This is a genomic window from Haloferax sulfurifontis (genome assembly GCF_014635105.1).
Classification (GTDB): Archaea; Halobacteriota; Halobacteria; order Halobacteriales; family Haloferacaceae; genus Haloferax; species Haloferax denitrificans.
The window spans coordinates 450772-469125 of the sequence record NZ_BMCI01000001.1; the positions used below are offsets into that span (position 1 = coordinate 450772).

The 18354-nt window shown below is 65.1% G+C and carries 17 protein-coding genes; 9 read left to right on the forward strand and 8 right to left on the reverse strand.

Features of this window, described 5'->3' with window-relative positions; translation table 11 throughout:
* Positions 1–45: 45 nt before the first annotated feature.
* Both IEV64_RS02490 and IEV64_RS02495 read right to left on the reverse strand, forming a co-directional pair.
* Positions 46–855 (reverse strand): basic amino acid ABC transporter substrate-binding protein, encoded by an 810-nt coding sequence (locus IEV64_RS02490; protein ID WP_007274582.1) that lies wholly within the window; start codon positions 853–855, stop codon positions 46–48.
* Positions 856–1120: 265 nt separating this feature from the next.
* Positions 1121–1954: a COX15/CtaA family protein gene (locus IEV64_RS02495; protein ID WP_483867019.1), complete on the reverse strand. Its 834-nt coding sequence runs from the start codon at positions 1952–1954 to the stop codon at positions 1121–1123.
* Positions 1955–2132: 178 nt separating this feature from the next.
* On the opposite strand from IEV64_RS02495, the gene IEV64_RS02500 reads away from it, so the two are divergent.
* From IEV64_RS02500 to IEV64_RS02510, 3 genes are all read left to right on the forward strand, one after another.
* A complete protein-coding gene (locus IEV64_RS02500; RefSeq protein WP_188423053.1) occupies positions 2133–3401 on the forward strand; it encodes an RNA-guided endonuclease InsQ/TnpB family protein in 1269 nt (422 codons plus the stop codon).
* A gap of 162 nt (positions 3402–3563) precedes the next feature.
* Positions 3564–4670, forward strand: coding sequence for a M24 family metallopeptidase (locus IEV64_RS02505; protein WP_188423054.1), 1107 nt, complete (start codon positions 3564–3566; stop codon positions 4668–4670).
* Between the two features lie 131 nt (positions 4671–4801).
* A complete protein-coding gene (locus tag IEV64_RS02510; protein ID WP_188423055.1) occupies positions 4802–7057 on the forward strand; it encodes an NADP-dependent malic enzyme in 2256 nt (751 codons plus the stop codon).
* Positions 7058–7355: 298 nt separating this feature from the next.
* Here IEV64_RS02510 and IEV64_RS02515 read toward each other — a convergent pair whose 3' ends face one another.
* Positions 7356–8081: a hypothetical protein gene (locus IEV64_RS02515; RefSeq protein ID WP_188423056.1), complete on the reverse strand. Its 726-nt coding sequence runs from the start codon at positions 8079–8081 to the stop codon at positions 7356–7358.
* A 175-nt stretch (positions 8082–8256) separates the two neighbouring features.
* Positions 8257–8895: a ribonuclease H family protein gene (locus tag IEV64_RS02520; RefSeq protein WP_004969798.1), complete on the reverse strand. Its 639-nt coding sequence runs from the start codon at positions 8893–8895 to the stop codon at positions 8257–8259.
* 115 nt (positions 8896–9010) lie between these two features.
* Between IEV64_RS02520 and IEV64_RS02525 the strand changes: the two genes are divergently transcribed.
* The gene (locus IEV64_RS02525) at positions 9011–9946 is read left to right on the forward strand and encodes a DMT family transporter (protein ID WP_007274586.1); all 936 of its coding nucleotides are present in this window, start codon (positions 9011–9013) and stop codon (positions 9944–9946) included.
* 19 nt (positions 9947–9965) lie between these two features.
* Here IEV64_RS02525 and IEV64_RS02530 read toward each other — a convergent pair whose 3' ends face one another.
* Positions 9966–10274: a DUF8072 family protein gene (locus tag IEV64_RS02530; protein WP_188423057.1), complete on the reverse strand. Its 309-nt coding sequence runs from the start codon at positions 10272–10274 to the stop codon at positions 9966–9968.
* A 346-nt stretch (positions 10275–10620) separates the two neighbouring features.
* On the opposite strand from IEV64_RS02530, the gene IEV64_RS02535 reads away from it, so the two are divergent.
* The 4 genes from IEV64_RS02535 to IEV64_RS02550 all read left to right on the forward strand — a co-directional run bounded on the left by IEV64_RS02535 (position 10621) and on the right by IEV64_RS02550 (position 13002).
* Positions 10621–10887 carry a DUF8028 family protein gene (locus tag IEV64_RS02535; RefSeq protein ID WP_004969806.1) on the forward strand — a complete coding sequence of 89 codons (267 nt, stop codon included), beginning with the start codon at positions 10621–10623 and terminating at the stop codon, positions 10885–10887.
* 269 nt (positions 10888–11156) lie between these two features.
* Positions 11157–12140 (forward strand): aldo/keto reductase, encoded by a 984-nt coding sequence (locus IEV64_RS02540; protein ID WP_188423058.1) that lies wholly within the window; start codon positions 11157–11159, stop codon positions 12138–12140.
* A gap of 62 nt (positions 12141–12202) precedes the next feature.
* The gene (locus IEV64_RS02545) at positions 12203–12763 is read left to right on the forward strand and encodes a DUF1684 domain-containing protein (RefSeq protein ID WP_188423059.1); all 561 of its coding nucleotides are present in this window, start codon (positions 12203–12205) and stop codon (positions 12761–12763) included.
* Positions 12764–12813: 50 nt separating this feature from the next.
* The gene (locus IEV64_RS02550; RefSeq protein WP_007274590.1) at positions 12814–13002 is read left to right on the forward strand and encodes a DUF8178 family membrane protein; all 189 of its coding nucleotides are present in this window, start codon (positions 12814–12816) and stop codon (positions 13000–13002) included.
* Between the two features lie 176 nt (positions 13003–13178).
* Here IEV64_RS02550 and IEV64_RS02555 read toward each other — a convergent pair whose 3' ends face one another.
* The 3 genes from IEV64_RS02555 to IEV64_RS02565 form a co-directional block, all read right to left on the reverse strand.
* On the reverse strand, positions 13179–13655 hold the full coding sequence (locus tag IEV64_RS02555; protein ID WP_188423060.1) for a type IV pilin domain-containing protein: 477 nt from the start codon (positions 13653–13655) through the stop codon (positions 13179–13181).
* Positions 13656–14084, reverse strand: coding sequence for a type IV pilin domain-containing protein (locus IEV64_RS02560; RefSeq protein ID WP_007274592.1), 429 nt, complete (start codon positions 14082–14084; stop codon positions 13656–13658).
* A gap of 400 nt (positions 14085–14484) precedes the next feature.
* Entirely contained in the window at positions 14485–17580 is a 3096-nt protein-coding gene (locus IEV64_RS02565; protein ID WP_007274593.1) for an adenosylcobalamin-dependent ribonucleoside-diphosphate reductase, read from the reverse strand.
* Positions 17581–18115: 535 nt separating this feature from the next.
* Between IEV64_RS02565 and IEV64_RS02570 the strand changes: the two genes are divergently transcribed.
* Positions 18116–18328, forward strand: a complete 213-nt coding sequence (locus IEV64_RS02570) for a DUF8029 family protein (protein WP_004969819.1) — start codon at positions 18116–18118, stop codon at positions 18326–18328.
* Positions 18329–18354 lie beyond the last annotated feature (26 nt).

The window sequence follows — 18354 nt, forward strand, 5'->3', positions numbered from 1 at the left end:
AGTGTTTCTCACAGTGGTGGGATAAAAAACGCGTCCTGGTTCGGCTTATCCCGAGAAGTACTCCGAGTAAATCTCGTCGTACGTGCCGTTGTCGCGGATGGTCTGGAGCGCGCCGTTGACCTCCTCGCGCAGGTCGTCGTCGTCCTGCCGGAAGCCGATGCCGTACTCCTCGACGGTGAGGGTGAGGTACGGCGGGGCGTTCTCCTTGCCCTGTTCCTCGGCGGCACCGGGACCTTCGAGGAACCGGACGTTGTCGCTCTGGTCGACGAAGGCGGCGTTGACGGTGTTGTCGTTGACGACCGCGCTGACCTGGTTGTTCCGGAGCGCGTCGAACGCGCCGGTCACCTGGTCGTAGCTCTGAATCGTCAGGTCGCCGTCGAACTCCTCTTTGAGGCTGGTCGCGGCGCTCTCGCCGGTCGTCCCCTTCTGGACGCCCACCGTGACACCCTGGAGGTCCTCCTTCGAGGAGATATCACTGCTGTTGAGGACGATGACCGTCTGGTAGGCGGTGAAGTACGGGTCCGAGAAGTCGATCTGCTCCGCGCGGTCCTCGGTGATGGTCATCGCGGACATGATGACGCGGAAGTTCCCGTTGTTGAGCGAGGGGATGATGCTGTCGAAGCTCGTCTTCTGGAACTCGTGTTCGTAGCCGAGTTCGCCGAAGACCGCCTCGGCGATGTCGACGTCGAAGCCGACGAGTTCGCCCTCGGTCGTCTCGTACTCGAACGGCCGGTACGGGATGTCCGAGCCGATGGTAATCGTCTCGCTACTACTGCCGCCGCCGCCGAGACAGCCGGCCAGCGTGAACGCGGCCGCGGCCCCGGCGGAGCCTTTCAGAAAGGTGCGACGTTCCATAACAGCCATCAGGTAGCACAGCCCCGTATAACACTTCTTCGGTCCGTTCGTCAATTCGTTCCGATATTGACGAAAAATATCCGGGAATTGTGTGGATGGGTGAGATATATCTCTAACCGTGAAACGGATTCGCCATATCGTCGTTTTATCGGAGTAGTATGCAACTCGAATCGCGAAAGTTGTTGATATTGCCGATAGTTATCTCATTTCTTGTATTTTAGTTGTTAAACGGAGTTCCTCCCCAACCCGAGGTCACGCTCCGCCGTCAGTCGGCGTCGTTCGTCGCGCCGGCCTGCGGTATCGGGAGGCCGTCGCGGACGAGGACCGCCGCGCCGACGACGAGGACGAGCGCGAGGACCGTCCCGCCGAGGTGGGCGAGTTCGAGCGCCGGCCCGTACACCTGTCGACCGGCGATGAGGAGCGCGACGACCACGACGCTCGCGGGCGCGGTGACGAATCTGAGCCGGTCGTAGGCGTCCGCCCGCGGGCCGTGAGCGGCGTTCGCCCAGAGAGTGACCGCGACGAGCGCGGCGTAGGTCGTGAGGCCGACGACGTAGTAGACGGCCTGCGTCGTCGGGCCGAAGGAGACGAACGCGTGGGGCGCGAGGACGAGCATGACGGGCGCGCCGACGAGCGCCAGTCTGACCGCGTCGGCGATGCGGGGGATGCCGCGGTCGGCGAGCCCCCACGCGGCGGCGGCGACGACGGCGGTGAAGATGGAGGTCGCGACCACGTAGTGGGCGGTGAGGATGACCCACTCGTACTCGGTGACGGTGAGCGCCCCGAGGACGATTTGGAACGGGAGGATGACCGTGGCGACGACGAGCGCGTAGCGGACCCCTTTCGCGACGCCCTCGCGCCACGCCTGCACGGTCGTTCCGAGGATGAGGAAGCCGGTGAGCATGGCGACGAGGCGGTGGAACCATTCGAGGAAACTGCCCCAGTTGGCCGGGAACAGCCCGAGGAAGCCGTCGCAGAACGGCCAGCGGCCGGCGCAGGTGAGCCCAGCGCCCGCGGCGGCGGTGTACACGCCGAGGACCATCAGGACGCCGGTCATCGCGGCGGCCCCCGCGAGGAGGCGGCGAAGCCGAGGTGTCATACGCGTGGGTCAGAACCGCGCGAACTTATACATGGCGAGGAGAATACCCGTGCCTAAAGGCGCGGGATGAATCCGTCAACCCCTCCACTAACCACGTTCGATAGCACGCCCGGATATTCCACGCCCGCTCGTTACTTTTAATATACTAATCCTCATAAGTATTTATGAACATAGTCAGATGCTGGAGACAACCCGCACCTATCGAGCGACAATCGTCAATCACTCGCAAGTGAGTGACGACCTTGATGACTGCGGACACTCCGCGTCGAAACTGTGGAACGTCGCCCGCTACCACATCCAGCAAGAATGGAACGATACCGGCGAGATTCCGTCTGAAGCCGACCTCAAGCGCGAATTAAAAGACCACGAACGATATAGTGACCTCCATTCTCAGTCAAGTCAGCGCGTTCTCGAAGAACTCGCTGAGTCGTTCACCGGTTGGTTCAAAAAGCGCAAGAACGGCGACACAGATGCGAATCCGCCCGGCTACCGAAAGCGAGGTGACAACCACCCACGCTCCACCGTGACGTGGAAGCAGCACGGCATCAAACACGACACCTCGAAGAATAGGCTCCGTCTCAGCAAGGGGTTCAACCTCAAAAGCCACCGTTCGGACTTCATCCTCTGCGAGTACGAGACGCGTCCAGACGTGACCGTAGAGAACATCCAGCAAGTGCGAGCCGTGTGGAACGGCGACAGATGGGAACTGCACCTCGTCTGCAAGGTCGAAATCCCCGTCGAGGACGCTCCCGGCGATAACACCGCCGGTATCGATCTCGGCATCAAGAACTACCTCGCCATCGCTTACGACGACGGTGAGGCGGAGTTGTATTCGGGGAACGTGCTGAAACAGGACAAACACTACTTCACCCGTGACGAGTACGATACTGAAGGCGAGAACGGGCCGTCACGTCGTGCGCTTCGCGCTCGCCAGAAGCTCTCGCGTCGGAAAGACCACTTCCTGCACGCACTCTCCAAGCACATCGTCGAGCAGTGTATCGACCACGAGGTCGGTCGTATCGCCGTCGGTGACTTGAGCGATATTCGAGAGGACGAAAATGGTGACTCTCGGAATTGGGGTACACGTAGAAATAAGAAACTCCACGGCTGGGAGTTCGACCGGTTCACTCGTCTGCTCGAATACAAGGCCGAAGAACACGGGATTCTCGTAGACCGCAAGAGTGAGCGAGATACGTCAAAGACGTGTTCGTGCTGTGGGCGGAAGCGTGAGGCGAACCGCGTGGAGCGTGGGTTGTACGTCTGTGAGTCGTGCGGTGTGACGATGAACGCGGACGTGAACGGTGCGGTGAACATTCGCAGAAAGATAACTCAGAATCCTCCGACGGAGGATATGAGTAACGGTCGTTTGGCACGGCCAGTAGCCTACCTGTTCACTCAAACCTCGGGGCGTTTTGCACCGAGCGAGCAGGCGGGTTGCAAACCCTAATATCCCAACTGCGGTCGGGATTCCCGCGTCTTTAGGCACGGGAGGATGTCAAATCTCGTCGGTATGGTCCTCGAAGGCGTCGTCGTGAGGGTGGTCGCTCGCGCGGGTAACATGCCCCATCCGAGCCGTCCCATTCAAGTCGATTCGGCTGGACGCGCGAACATGGACGAGCGACTCGACTCCCGAGCGGACCGACTCGATGGCTACCTCGACGACAACGGCCTCGAAGCGGTCTGGTTCGCCCGACCGAACTCCTTCGCGTGGCTCCTCGGCGGCGACAACGTCGTCGACCGCGACTCGTCGCTTGGCGTCGCCGCCGCCGGCTACGACGGCGACGAGTTCCACGTCGTGACGGACAACATCGAAGCGACCCGCCTGCTCCACGAAGAAGTCCCCCACGAGGACGTTCGCGTCCACCGCTTCCAGTGGTACGAGGGCTCGCTGGCGTCCGGCGTCGAGTCGGTCTCACCGACTCCCGCCGCCGCCGACTTCGACGTGCCCGGCTTCGCGGACGTGGACGCCGCGGCCGTCCGCCAGCCGCTCTCCGACGCCGACATCGAGGCCTACCGCGAACTCGGCCGCGACGCGGCGAGCGCGGTCGAGCGGGTCTGCCGCGAACTCGCGCCGGGCGACACCGAACACGAGGTCGCCTCCGGCCTGAAGGTCACGCTCAGCGCGATGGGCATCGAAGCGCCGGTGGTACTCGTCGGCGGCGGGCGGCGCGCCCAGAAGTACCGCCACTACACGCCCAAGCAGGAGGAACTCGGCGATTACGCCCTCGTCTCGGTGACGGCCCAGCGCGGCGGCCTCTACGCGAGTTGCACGCGGACCGTCGCGTTCGACGCGCCCGAGTGGCTCGAAACCCGTCACGAGGGCGCGATGCGGGTCGAGACCGAGGCGCTGGCGGCGACCCGGAAGGCGGCCGCAGAGGGCGGCACCGCCGGCGACGTGTTCGACGCCATCCGCGACGCCTACGACGCGGTCGGCGAGTCCGAGGAGTGGCTGAACCACCATCAGGGCGGCGCGGCCGGGTTCGCCGGCCGGGAGTGGTTCGCCGCGCCCGACGCCGACGACGAGGTCCGCGCGCCGATGGGCTACGCCTACAACCCGACCATTCAGGGCGCAAAGAGCGAGGACACCGCGCTCGTCACCGACGAGGGCGTCGAGCCGCTGACCGCGACCGGCCGCTGGCCGACCCGGACCGTGACCGACGCCGACGAGACGGTCGAACTCGAACGGCCGGAAATTCTTCACATCGAAACGGAGTAATTTTTCGAGCGGAGCGGCGTCGGTTCGCCGTTCCGACCTCGCCGCCGTCCGCCGAAGGTTCGACCATTGTCGAAGTCAAAATTCGACGTTGTTGAATAGCTTTTTGCCCCCTGCGCGAGGAGGTGTGGTTCATGGGACTGGACGACGACTCACGGGAATATCACAGACAGGATCCGCCCGGAAAAATCGAAATCGCGACGACGAAGCCGACGAACACCCAACGCGACCTGAGTCTGGCGTACTCGCCGGGCGTGGCCGCGCCGTGTCTCGACATCGCCGACGACGAAGACGCCGCCTACGAGTACACGGCGAAAGGTAACCTCGTCGGCGTCGTCTCCAACGGCTCGGCGGTGCTCGGTCTCGGCGACATCGGCGCGCAGGCGTCGAAGCCGGTGATGGAGGGCAAGGGCGTGCTGTTCAAGCGCTTCGCCGACATCGACGTGTTCGACATCGAACTCGACATCACGAACGTGGACGACTTCGTGGCGGCGACGAAGGCGATGGAGCCGACGTTCGGCGGCATCAACTTGGAGGACATCAAGGCCCCAGAGTGCTTCGAAATCGAACGACAGCTCCGCGAACAGATGGACATCCCCGTGTTCCACGACGACCAGCACGGCACGGCCATCATCTCCGGCGCGGCGCTTCTGAACGCCGCCGACGTCACCGATAAAGACCTCGACGACCTCGATATCGTCTTCTCCGGGGCGGGCGCGTCCGCGCTCGCGACGGCGCGGTTCTACGTCTCTCTCGGCGCGAAAAAGGAGAACATCACGATGTGCGACTCCTCGGGCATCATCACCGAGTCGCGCGTCGAGGCAGGCGACGTCAACAAGTACAAAGCCGAGTTCGCACAGCCGGTCGACGAGGGGTCGCTGTCGGACGCGATGGAGGGCGCGGACGTGTTCGCCGGCCTCTCGGTCGGCGGCATCGTCAGTCAGGAGATGGTGCGGTCGATGGCCGACGACCCAATCATCTTCGCCATGGCGAACCCCGACCCCGAAATCGCCTACGAGGACGCGAAAGCGGCCCGCGAGGACACGGTCATCATGGCCACGGGGCGCTCGGACTACCCGAATCAGGTGAACAACGTCCTCGGCTTTCCGTTCATCTTCCGCGGCGCGCTCGACGTGCGCGCGACCGAAATCAACGAGGCGATGAAGCGCGCGGCCGCCGAGGCGCTCGCCGAACTCGCCCGGCAGGACGTGCCCGACGCGGTCGTCAAGGCCTACGGCGACCACCCGCTTCAGTTCGGCCCCGACTACGTCATCCCCAAGCCGCTGGACCCCCGCGTGCTGTTCGAGGTCGCCCCCGCGGTCGCGCAGGCGGCGATGACCTCCGGCGCGGCCCGCGAGCGCCTCGACATGAACGCCTACCGCGAGCGCCTCGAAGCCCGCCTCGGGAAGTCCCGCGAGATGATGCGTGTCGTCCTCAACAAGGCGAAGTCGAACCCCAAGCGGGTCGCCCTCGCGGAGGGCGAAGACGAGAAGATGATTCGCGCCGCCTACCAGATGCAGGAGGAGGGCATCGCCGAGCCCATCCTCGTCGGGAAGACGACGACGATACTGCGGAAGGCCGAGGAGTTGGGCCTCGACTTCGACCCGACCATCGCCAACCCCCGCGACGGCGAGTGGGACCACTACGTCGACCGCCTCTACGAACTTCGACAGCGCAAGGGCGTCACGAAGTCCGAGGCCGAGGAACTCGTCCGCCGCGACTCGAACTACTTCGCCAGCGTGATGGTCGAAGTCGGCGACGCCGACGCGATGCTGACGGGGCTGACCCACCACTACCCGTCGGCGCTCCGCCCGCCGCTCCAGATTATCGGCACCGCCGCCGACGCCAACTACGCGGCCGGCGTCTACATGATGACGTTCAAGAACCGCGTCGTCTTCTGCGCCGACACCACGGTCAACCTCGACCCCGACGAGGAGATTCTCGCGGAGATTACGAAGCACACCGCGGACCTCGCCCGCCAGTTCAACGTCGAACCCCGCGCGGCGTTGCTCTCGTACTCCAACTTCGGGAGCGTCACGAACGAGGGGACGCGCAAGCCCCGCGACGCCGCGGCGCTCCTGCAGGACGACCCCGACGTGGACTTCCCGGTCGACGGCGAGATGCAGGCCGACACCGCCCTCGTCGAGGACATCCTCGAAGGCACCTACGACTTCGCTGAACTCGACGAGCCGGCGAACCTGCTCGTGTTCCCGAACCTCGAAGCGGGCAACATCGGCTACAAGCTCCTCCAGCGCCTCGGCGGCGCGGAGGCCATCGGCCCGATGCTCGTCGGCATGGACAAACCGGTTCACGTCCTCCAGCGCGGCGACGAGGTCAAAGACATCGTGAATCTGGCGGCGACGGCGGTCGTGGACGCACAGGAAGAGTAACGCCCCCGAGCGAAGCGAGGGCTTTTTGGTCCAGCTTTTTCCGGAGAGGGTGAGCGGAGCGAACCCGAACGGAAAAAAGGTGGTCGTTGGAGCTGGCGGCGACGGCGGTCGTGGACGCACAGGAAGAGTAACGGACCCGAGCGAAGCGAGGGATTTTTGGTCCAGCTTTTTCCGGAGAGGGTGAGCGGAGCGAACCCGAACGGAAAAAAGGTGGTCGTTGGAGCTGGCGGCGACGGCGGTCGTGGACGCGCAGGAAGAAGAGTAACTCACAGTCCGTCTCGGTTTTTCTTCGAGTCCTCTACCCGAACTCGACCCACGCGACGGCGACGCCCAGCCCGACCGCCGGCGGGGCCGCGTAGAGCGCGAGCGTCGTCGAATCCGGCGGCGAGAAGCACGCGGCGAAGGCGACGAGACAGAGGAGCGACAGCCCTCTCGTCCGCCCGGCGAGGCGCCGCGAGAGCGCGCCGGCGCGGCGTAATCCGAGCAGGAGCGGGGCGACGGCCGCGCCGCCGCCGACCGCGACCGGGAAGAACAGTTCGAGTTCGAGCGCCGACTGGCGGGAGTCGGCCGCGACGCGGCCCCATTCGACCAGCAGGTCGGCGAGGCCCGGCGCGAACTGCCGCGCGGCGACCGTTCCGACGAGGAAGCCCGCGGCGGCGAGCGCGAGCCACCCCGAGGCGGCGCGGAGGTCGACCGCGGGGTCGCGGTCGGCGAGGGAGAGGAGCGAGACGCCGGCGGCGAGAGCGCCGCCGAGCGCGCCCAGTTCGAGCCGGACGATGAAAGTCGGGTCGCCGACTCCGACGACAGCTGTCGAAACACCGGAGGTCGGAGAGACGCCGGCAGTCGGCGGGAGTCCGTCGGTCGGTGAGAGGAGTCCTGGGTCGCGGACGGCGGCGAAGACGAAGACGGCCGTCAAGAGGGCGGTGACGACGAGTCGGCGCGTATGGCGGCGCGCGGTCGCACCGAGCGGCGAGAGTCCGCGTCGCCGCGGGTCGAACGCGTCGGCGGTCTCCGTGGGGTCCATACGTCCGGCGTCGCCGCTCCGCGTTGTCAACTTTTTGACGGTGGAGTGACCGGCCGGAGACGGGACGGCCGCCCGATGGTTGCGGCCCGGGAACGACGCCTCGGTGGGACTGCTCGCGCTCGGCGGCCCGCGCGATGGGCGGGGCAAACGGGTACGGGTCTCAGACGCCTCGCGCTCAGTCGCTCGCGCGCCCTTCGAACCGCGAGGGCGGGAGGTAGCTCACGTCCGTGCCGGAGTCGGCTTCGAACTCCGGGGGGTCGGGGAGCACACAGCGGTCGGCGCGCCGGTTGACGTGTTCGTACTCGCTCGGCGCGTTCGCCAGCGGGTGCGCGGGGTTCTCGCGGCTGTCGATTCGCGCGGCGCGAAGCTCTCCGAACCCGGCGATTCGGGCCTGAATCCCCCGCCAGTGGTGTTCGCTTCCGGCGGGAACGACGATTCGCTTCGGCGACTTCCAGTCGGGGTGGTCGCCGGCGAGAACGGCGTTGTTGACGTTCGCGGCGAGGTCGTCGTGGTCGACGAGGACGCCAACGCGAGCGCCCGGCGGCGCGCGATGGGCGAGCACGTCCAGTCCGAGATGCAGTGCGCGATACTCCGAGACGTTGTTGTCCGGCGGGACGTCAGGGAGTGCGATACGGGCGACTCGCTCGCCGTCGCGGGTCTCTATCACTGCACCGAGTCCACCGCCGTTCGGGCGGTACGACCCGTCCGTCGCGACGTAGAAGTGCCGTTGGTGCGTGCGCGGCGGGTGTGCGATGTGAGGCGTCGGCGACTCGTCGAACAAGTCCCGAAGTGTGGGACGGCCGGTCACGGCCATACGAACGTCTCGGAGATGGGACGTAATAAACGTACCCCGTATTCGGGGGGCGGGTCGGGAACCTGCGCCCGGGCCGTAGCGAAACGTTCACGCCCCCACCGGGCGCACCATCGCTGTGACACGGTACCGAAACGTCGGTCTGTTCGTCGTCCTCGCCGCCGTCTGGGGGTCCGCGTTTATGGCCATCAAAGCCGGGCTGGAGTTCTTCCCGCCGGTGCTGTTCGCGGCGCTCCGGTACGACGTGGCGGGGGTCGTAATGCTCGCCTACGCGCTGTACGCCACCGACTCGCCGCTCCCGCGCGGCAGGGCCGAGTGGACCGAAGTCGCCATCGGCGCGGTGTTCCTCATCGCCGCGTACCACGCGCTTCTGTTTATCGGTGAGACCGACCCCGCCGTGACGAGCGCCGCCGCGGCCGTCATCGTGAGCCTCAGCCCGGTGCTCACCACCGGATTCGCGCGACTCCTGCTCCCGAGCGAGCGGCTGACCGCGCTCGGCGTGGTCGGTCTCCTCCTCGGCCTCGTCGGCGTCGCGGTCCTCTCGGAGCTCGACCCGGGCAACCTCCTCGCCGGCGGCACGGTCGCGAAACTCCTCATCTTCGGTGCGGCCGCCGCGTTCGCCCTCGGCTCCGTCCTGACCCGTCGGGTCGACTCCGAGATGCCCATCGAGACGATGGAGGCGTGGTCGATGCTCCTCGGCGCGGGGCTGATGCACGTCGCGTCCGTCGGGCTCGGCGAGCGCGTCGGCTCGGTCGTTCTCAACGCCCAGTCCGTCGCCGCGCTCGCGTATCTCTCACTCGCGGCGAGCGCGCTCGGCTTCCTCATCTACTTCGACCTGCTCGCGCGGGTCGGTCCCATCGAAATCAACCTCGTCTCGTACGTCGCACCCGTCTTCGCGGCGCTCGCCGGCTGGGCGTTCCTGAGCGAGGTCCCCACCTCGTCCACGGTCGGCGGGTTCGCGCTCATCTTCCTCGGGTTCGTCCTCCTGAAGCGTGGGGCGATTCGGCGCGAACTCCGCTATCGGTTCGGCGACGGAACCGGCGCGACCGACTGACGCACGCGGCCATACGCGGCTACGCGTCTGTCGTGTCCGTCGCGTCCGTCGCGTCCGCCCGCTCGACCGACTCCACTTCTCCGACCATCGTCCAGCCGTCCTCGCCGGGGCGCTGTCGACCGACGACGACGGCGTCGTTGTTCTCCGTCGTCGCGAACCGATAGACCGCGCCGTCGCCGTTGAGTCGGCCTTCGGCCTGAAAATCGGTCTGGAAGAACTCCGCGCTGTCCAGCGTGAACGTGCCGTCTATCTCCTCGCCGACGACGAGGCGCATGGCGTTCGGGTGGATGTTGTACATGCGCTTTGCGACGCGATTGAGGTCGGGCATACCCCGACAGTTGCGCTCGCGGGCTAAATCCCTGCGGGAGCGACGGCGACCGAATCACTCGCCAGACCGCGGACGACGTGTCGAGTTACCGACTGTATCGAGCGCCACGTTCGCATCGGAGAAAACCCGCGGAAATTCAGGGTTCGACGACCGTTCAAGAACGCGTGACTATCCCGTGAATAAAAGAGTTAGATGCGATTATGAAGTATTAGATGGGCGTTCGTCTAGCGATGAAACTTCACATTTACCTGATAGTCGCAGGTAAACGAGTATGAAACGAGTCGAATTCTCGCACCTAATTATGACCCCTCCGCTCCATGTCGTAGTCGTAGGTGCCCCCCAACCAATGTCGAACTCCCCATCTACGGTCCCCCGTGAACGCCTCTCCCAACTCCGCGAGCTCCTAACGGAAGAACAGTCGCTTCGCTTCGGCTTCGAACTCGTCGCCGCACCGCTTCGGTTCGTCGGCTTCTGGGCCGCAGTCGCCCTCCCGTTCCTGTATCTTCCCCTGCTGTTCGGCGGCCTCGAAGCGAGCGAGTTCACCGTCTTCGGCGCGCTTCTCGCGCTCAACGCGCTCGCGCTCGTAGTCGGCCACAACTACGCTCGGTCGTAGACGACGCGGTCGTGTAGTCGCGCGCCCACGGCTCACACCGGCGCGACCTGCGTTTTCCTCCACTCCCGCGCCCGACGTCCTCTCGTTCTCCCGTCTTTCTTCCCTCCCCCTCAGCTTCCGGCGCACCTCCATCGCGCCTCAACCGCACCTCCCGCGATTTTCACACGTCTCTCGGACTCTGTGCGTTCGCCCGCCCACCCACGCACGTCCCTCATTTTCGACCGTCGGGAATCGAGTCGCTTTAGCGCGGTCCGGTCTTCGGAGTCGGTATGTCGCTCGCGATGGTTCCACTCGGACGGACGGGAACGACGGTCTCCGAACTCGCGTTCGGGACGTGGCGGTTCGGTCGGCAGAACGACGACGGCGAGGTCGAAGTCGGCCGCGACCGCGCCCACGACCTGCTCGACGCGTACGCCGCCGCCGGCGGGAACTTCATCGACACCGCCGACATGTACGGCGACGGCGCGAGCGAGCGGTACATCGGCGAATGGCTCGGTGAACGCGACCGCGAGGACTTCGTCGTCGCGTCGAAAATCTTCTGGCCCACGCGCGAGGACGCCAACGGCCGCGGGCTGAACCGGAAACATCTCCGCCGCCAGATGGACCGCATCCTCGACCGCCTCGGCACCGACTACGTCGACCTGCTGTACATCCATCGGTGGGACGACGAGACGCCGGTCGAGGAGTTCATGCGGACGCTCGACGGCTTCGTCCGCGACGGCAAGGTGAACTACCTCGGCACCTCGACGCTCGAACCCAACGCCTGGAAGGTCGTCAAGGCGAACGAACTCGCCGACAAGCGCGGTTACGAGCCGTTCAAAGTCGCCCAGCCGCGGTACAACGCCGTCAACCGCGAAATCGAGGGCAACTACCTCGACATGTGCGCCGACTACGACATCGGCGTCGTCCCGTGGTCGCCGCTTGCCGGCGGCTTTCTCACGGGCAAGTACGCCCGCGACGAGCGCCCGCCCGCGGACTCCCGCGCGGCGAACGACCAGCGGTTCGCCGACTCGTATCTCACGCCGTCGAACTTCGACGCGCTCGAACGGGTCGAGGAGGTCGCCGAGGCGGTCGGCGCGTCGCCCGCGCAGGTCAGCCTCGCGTGGCTCATGCATCACCCGCAGGTCACCGCGCCGATTGTCGGCGCGCGCACGGTCGACCAACTCGGCGAGAACGTCGCGGCCGCGGACATCGACCTCACACCCGACCAGTTCGAACGAATCTCGGTCGCCAAGCGTCACGTGTCCGCCTAACGCGTTCGTCGCCGCGGCCCCGAACCGTCAGGTGTAGGTGTCGCCGGCGGGTATCGGCGCGTATGACCGACGACGCGTTCGACGCCGACGCCTACGTCTCCGAACTCCGGGCGAAACGCGAGGAGAAAGACGACTTCTTCGGGTCGCACCCGCAGTCGCCGATTCCGCCGGAGAAGCGCGACGACTTCGACGGCCTCGACTACTTCGACCCCGACCCCGACTACCGCGTGACCGCGTCGGTCGAGACGCACGCCGACCCCGAGCCGGTGACGATGGGCACCTCGACGGACGGCGAGGTCCGGTATCTCCGCGTCGCCACGTTCCACTTCGAACTCCGCGACACCGACCTCTCCCTCGGCGCGTACCGCCAGGAACACGACGACTCGCCGACGCTTTTCGTCCCCTTCCGCGACAAGACGACGGGCCAGCAGACCTACAACGGCGGTCGGTACATGGAACTCACGCCCGACGCGCCCCTCGACGAGTTAGACGAGGTCGTCGTCGACTTCAACCTCGCGTACAACCCGTTTTGCGCGTTCACCGAGGCCTTCGAATGCCCGCTTCCGCCGGAGGAGAACTGGCTCGACGTGGTCGTCCCCGCCGGCGAACGGGACTACGAGTAACCCCGAGCAAAAGCGCAAGTTCCATATCGGACGCTTCCGGAGAGACCGACATGGGACTGCTCAGTTCGAAGAAAGCCGTCATCGGGATGGCGCTGATGATCGTCGGGACGCTCGCGATGCTGCCGGGAACGCTACCGAACTCCGCACAGGTGATGTCCTACGCGGTCGTTGTCGGTGCCGGTGCGCTCACCCTCGGAACGTGGCTGGTCGGCACGTCCGAGGACGGCCGCCCGGTCTGAGACCGGCGCATCCCCCGTTGTAACGGCGAAGAACCGTCTGTTCTCGGCGACGGCGTAGTTCGTCTGTCTGAGCGCGCGTCAGCGACGCGGCCGGACACGTCCGCGGAAGCGAAGTACCCGCGGCTCGCGGAGTCGGTCGGTCAGAAGAAAACGATACCGCGAAGGCTGTGTTGTGTTTAGGCGTCGGGACCGGACCAGCTCTGGAGGGTGGCGGAGTTACTGCCACTCTCGGAGGTCCAGATGACTCGAACAGTCGCGGTCGAGAGGTCGTCGGTGGTCTGCTCGACGACCGTCACTTGGCTCCCGGCGGTGATATCCGTCTCCGAATCCGAAGAGATGGACTCCCACGTGCCGGTCGTCCCGCTCGCCCCGGCGAGTTCGGTTCCCGTGGAGTCGTTAAGGGCGACCGACGAGGTGATGTTGACCTGCGCGGCGTCGATGGAAGACCCGCTCTCGTGGGTGACCGTGAGGGCGGTGCCGTTGTAGTCGAACCCGAAGCTCGCCTGCGGGGCGGTGTCGCCGACCTGGTCACCGAGACCGAGGACGAACGTCCCGATAACGGCCGCGAGAATCACCGTGATGGCGACCATGAGGATGACGCCGATGACCGGCGATACCGCGTCGTCCTCGGCGAGGAGTTGTTTGAAATTCATCTATCCGTTGTAGGTCCACTGCTGGAGCGTGGAGGACGTGCTTCCGCTCTGCGAGTTCCAGACGACGCGAACCGTGTCGCCGTCAGCGAATCCGCCGGAGTTGTTTACAACGGCGGACCCACCTGCGGAGATCGGGTCGGAGCCACCGTAACTGGTCCAGTTATTACCGTCATTGGAGAAGTTGCCGGTTACAGTGACCTGGTTCGCGGCAATCTGCTCGCCGCTCTCGTGGGTGATAGTCAGGTTGTCGGTGCCGTCGTAATCGAAGCTAAAGCTCGCCTGCGGGGCGGTCTCGCTGACTTGGTCGCCGAGTCCGAGGACGAACGTCCCGATGACGGCCGCGAGGATGACTGTGATCGCCACCATCAGGATAACCCCGATGACGGGACTGACTGCACGGTCTTCCGTGAAGAGATGTTTGAGTTGCATGCGTTATGTCCGACACCCGGACGGTATCAGCTCGCCGAAGACACCGGTGGCGCGTCGCTGTCGCGCGACCAGCATCCCTGCCCGGCACCCGTCGCGGTGTGTCCACCCGACCGGTATCTCCGGGATAACTTAAATCTACGTGCCAGATTAATGTGTTATTTCACCCCGTGATTTAGGCATTAATATAGTGTTTATATTGTGTTTAAGTCTCTAACTACCCTCTGCGAGAGACGATTTTTGAAAAATATTTGATGTGTCTCGGCGCTCCCCTCGATTCCGACGGGCTCATGCGACGGTTTCGAACGTGTCGTGAGACGGATAGTACGGACTTCCGGAGAGGACAAAAGAACAGAGCGGAAGAGAGACGGGACCGCGACTGCGGGGAGTTACCGCCCCGCGTTCAGCACTCGGACCAGCCGCAGTTCTGACAGGTCTTACAGCCCTCGGAGTAGTAGAGGTCCATCTCGCCGCACTCGGGACACTCGGGACTCTCGCCCGCCGCGAGCAGGTCCGCGACGGCGTCGTTGTCGGAGCCGTCGTCGACGGCGACGCCGCCGTCGGTGTCGGCGTCCTCGGCCGCGGCGGCTTCGGCTTCGACCTCGGTCAGGTTCTGCTGTTGCGGGTATCCCTTGTCGATGTCGCCGTCGAGGTACCGCCGCATGGCGGTCCCGATGGCGTCCGGGATGGAGTTGATCTGCTCGCCTTTGTCCCAGGCGACCTTCGGGCTCCGGATGCCCTTCAGTTCGTTCGCAATCTCCTCGGGGTCGACGCCCGAGCGGAGCGACGTCGAGACGGTCTTGGCGAGCGCCTCGGTGAAGGAGGCGGTGAAGCCGCCGGAGTTGCCGATGTTGGCGAACAGCTCGAACGGCTCGCCGTGTTCGTCCTCGTTGATGTTGACGTAGAGCTTCCCGTAGCCGGTGTCGATGCGCTGGGTGACGCCGTACAGCACGTCCGGGCGGGGGCGCTTTTTGCCCACGTCGCTCGGGGAGTCGGCGAAGGCGAGTTCGAGTTCGCTCCCGATGAGGTCCGAGACCTCTTCGGATTCGAGGAACGCCTCCACGTCGCCGAACACGTCGCGAATCTGCGAGACGATGGCCTCGGCGGCCTCTTCGTCGTCGGAGAACTCGGTGTTCTTCGCGCGCGTGGTGAGCACCTGCTTCGAGCGGGTGCCGTCGCGGTAGACGGTGACGCCCTTGCCGCCGTGGTCGTAGATGTAGCGGTAGACCTCGTCCATGTCCTCCTTCGAGGCGCTGTTCGGGAAGTTACAGGTCTTCGAGATGGCGGAGTCGACGCCACTCTGGAGAGCGCACTGGACGCCCGCGTGCTCGATGCCCGCGAGGTCGGAGGTCACGACGAACAGCTCGGAGATGGCGTCCGGAACCGTCGACAGCGAGGCGAGTCCGTCGAACTGGTTGCTCGCCATCTGCTCCTGTGCCTCCTCCTTCACGGCCTCGACGTCGATGTCGTTGGCCTCCAGCACGCGGAGGAAGTAGTCGTCGAACTCGACGAGCATCTCGTCGCCCTGCACGTCGTCGGAGACGTTCTTGTAGTAGGCGACGTTGTAGATGGGCTCACAGCCGCCGGTGGTGTTCGACACCATCGACGTGGTACCCGTCGGGGCGATGGTCGTCGTGTTGTGGTTGCGGATGGGGTAGCCGTCTTCCCAGTCGTCGGCGTCCTCGCCGGTGTGGTGTTCGAACCACTCGCGGTACTCGGTCGGGTTCGCGTACTTGGAGTCTTCCCACGCCTCGAACGGGCCGCGCTCTGCGGCGAGTTCGTGGGAGGCCCGCTTGGACCCGTGGTTGATGTGGGTCATGAGCTGCTGGGCGATTTCGTTGCCCTCGTCGGAGCCGTAGCGGACGCCGAGCTGGATGTACAGCTGGGCGAGACCCATGATGCCGAGACCGATCTTGCGGAGTTCGCGGACCTTCTCCTCGATTTTCTCGACCGGGAAGTCCGACATCGTGACGACGTTTTCGAGGAAGCGCGTGCCGCTTTCGATGCGGTGGTCGAACTCCTCCCAGTCGACGGCGTCTTCGAGGAACGCCTCGGTCGCGGCCTCCAGCGAGTCGTACTCGTCGCCGTGGGCGTCGTACCAGACGCGCCAGTCGGGCGAATCCTCGGCGACGAGCGTCGAGAGGTTGATGTGGCCGAGGTTACACGCCTCGTACTCCTCCAGCGGCTGTTCGCCGCAGGGGTTGGTCGCGAGAATCTGGTGGTCGGGGTGCTTTTCGACGTCGAAGGAGTGCTGTTTGTTCGCGCGTTCGAGATAGACGACGCCGGGTTCGCCGTTCTCCCACGCGCCCTCGATAATCTGGTCCCAGAGTTCCTTCGCGGGGACCGAAAGCACCTCGCCGACCTCGACGTGCTCGCCGAGACCGAACATGTCGTAGATTTCCTTCGTCTGGGGCGTGGCGACGTGCGGTTCCTCGGTTCGGGGGTTCGTGAAGACGAACTCCTCGTCGTTGTACAGCGCCTCCATGAAGCCGTCGGTGATGCCGACGGAGATGTTGAAGTTCGAGAGGTGGCCCTCGACGGCGTTGCGGAGGTGTTTGGGGACGCGGCCGTCCTCGTCGATGAGTTCGCGCGCCTCGTCGAGCGCGTCGACGAACTTGGTGTGGGTGAAGTCGTCGGGGTCGTTCAGGCGGAGCGTGTGCGCGAGCGATACGTCCTTGTTCTTCGCGTGGAGGAACTGGATGACGTCGGGGTGGCTGACGCGCATGACGCCCATCTGCGCGCCGCGGCGCGCGCCGCCCTGCGCGATGGTCTCGCACATCTGGTCGAACGTCCGCATGAACGTGATGGGGCCGGAGGCGATGCCGCCGGTCGAGCCGACCGCGTCGCCGTAGGGGCGGAGCTTCCAGAAGGCGTAGCCCATGCCGCCGCCGGACTGGAACACCTCGGCGGCCTCCTTGGCCGTCTGATGGATGTCGGTGATGTCGTCGCCGGGGGAGTCGACGAAACAGGCCGAAAGCTGTTGGAGTTCGTCGCCGGCGTTCATGAGCGTCGGCGAGTTCGGCATGAAGGAGAGCTGTTCCATCAGCTCCTCGAACGTCTCGCGCTTCTCGACGACGACGTCGCGTACCTCCTCGGGGAGTTCGGGGACGAGGGTGTCGTAGGCGAACTTGTTGACGTTGTACACCGAAAGCGTCGCCTCGGCCTCGTCGTCGTCGGCCGTGACGCCCGTGCCGAAGACCTCCGCGGCGAGTTCGTCGCGGCGCGGGTGGTCCGGCTTGATGAGGTCGGGGGTGACCGTGAGTTCGATGTCGCGCTTTTCGGCCTCGAAGACGGCCTCGGCGAGCGCGATGTTCTTCGCAACGCGGGGGAACAGGTCCTCCTGCGTCTCGACGAGGTCGCCGTCGGCGTCCTTGCGGAGGTAGCGGGCGGGGAGAATGTTGTTGTAGGCGTTGCCCGTCATCCGCGCTTCGAGGGTCTCGCCTTCGGTCCGCTTGACCGGAAGCACGAGTTCGTCCGTCGAGAGGTTCGCGTCGCTCATCTTACTGTCCCTCCCGCCCGAGCCGCGTTCGGGCGAGGTCGCGTCGATAGTGTCCGGAAATTCCGCTCATTGGTGACGATATTGGTGTGTGTTGCGTGGTTGGTTAAGGGCTTCGAACTCGGAGGTCCGACCGCCGAACGTATCAGTTTTAGTGCAATTACGCCGACGGCCGGCGACCGGGTCCGAACTGCACGGATTCATAGGACGGGCGGAAACCACATAACCGTAGGTAGAGCGGAGCGGAAGTGAAATAGCGACGCGGGAAATCGCAAGACATAGCGGTGATATCCAGTAGAACGTGAGGGGGGAGACGGAACGTCTGAAACCGTCACATGGTGAACTGTCCCGCATCACCGGAGAGGATATAAAGGAACCCCGGACAGTCGACAGCCACATAACTATCAGAATTCGTATGTACGGATTTCGCAGTCGATCAGGGGTGCCGAAATCGGTCGTTTCGGCGGGAGAACCGGGCCGGAACCGCGCGACGAGACCGCCCACAAGCTTATCCGCTCTACGGGTGTCATATCGGGGTATGGTACTGACTCCCCTCGCGCTCACCCCGTTACAGCTCGGCGGCCTGCTCTCCGGGCCGCTCGGTCAGATGCTCGTGGTGCTCGCGGCCGTCGCCGTCGTCATCCTCGTCGGCCGGCTGTTCCTCAAAGTCGCGTGGCGACTGGTCACCATCGCCGCCATCGTCGTGGGCGCGCTGTTGTTGCTCTCGTTTTTCGGCATCAACGTCCTGTAACCGCGGGAGAACAGGCTCCGGACCGC

Coding starts and splice junctions, on each gene's coding strand:
- IEV64_RS02490 (WP_007274582.1), bottom strand. CDS start 855: ATGGAACGTCGCACCTTTCTGAAAGGCTCCGCCGGGGCCGCGGCCGCG.
- IEV64_RS02495 (WP_483867019.1), bottom strand. CDS start 1,954: ATGACACCTCGGCTTCGCCGCCTCCTCGCGGGGGCCGCCGCGATGACC.
- IEV64_RS02500 (WP_188423053.1), top strand. CDS start 2,133: ATGCTGGAGACAACCCGCACCTATCGAGCGACAATCGTCAATCACTCG.
- IEV64_RS02505 (WP_188423054.1), top strand. CDS start 3,564: ATGGACGAGCGACTCGACTCCCGAGCGGACCGACTCGATGGCTACCTC.
- IEV64_RS02510 (WP_188423055.1), top strand. CDS start 4,802: ATGGGACTGGACGACGACTCACGGGAATATCACAGACAGGATCCGCCC.
- IEV64_RS02515 (WP_188423056.1), bottom strand. CDS start 8,081: ATGGACCCCACGGAGACCGCCGACGCGTTCGACCCGCGGCGACGCGGA.
- IEV64_RS02520 (WP_004969798.1), bottom strand. CDS start 8,895: ATGGCCGTGACCGGCCGTCCCACACTTCGGGACTTGTTCGACGAGTCG.
- IEV64_RS02530 (WP_188423057.1), bottom strand. CDS start 10,274: ATGCCCGACCTCAATCGCGTCGCAAAGCGCATGTACAACATCCACCCG.
- IEV64_RS02535 (WP_004969806.1), top strand. CDS start 10,621: ATGTCGAACTCCCCATCTACGGTCCCCCGTGAACGCCTCTCCCAACTC.
- IEV64_RS02540 (WP_188423058.1), top strand. CDS start 11,157: ATGTCGCTCGCGATGGTTCCACTCGGACGGACGGGAACGACGGTCTCC.
- IEV64_RS02545 (WP_188423059.1), top strand. CDS start 12,203: ATGACCGACGACGCGTTCGACGCCGACGCCTACGTCTCCGAACTCCGG.
- IEV64_RS02550 (WP_007274590.1), top strand. CDS start 12,814: ATGGGACTGCTCAGTTCGAAGAAAGCCGTCATCGGGATGGCGCTGATG.
- IEV64_RS02555 (WP_188423060.1), bottom strand. CDS start 13,655: ATGAATTTCAAACAACTCCTCGCCGAGGACGACGCGGTATCGCCGGTC.
- IEV64_RS02560 (WP_007274592.1), bottom strand. CDS start 14,084: ATGCAACTCAAACATCTCTTCACGGAAGACCGTGCAGTCAGTCCCGTC.
- IEV64_RS02565 (WP_007274593.1), bottom strand. CDS start 17,580: ATGAGCGACGCGAACCTCTCGACGGACGAACTCGTGCTTCCGGTCAAG.
- IEV64_RS02570 (WP_004969819.1), top strand. CDS start 18,116: ATGGTACTGACTCCCCTCGCGCTCACCCCGTTACAGCTCGGCGGCCTG.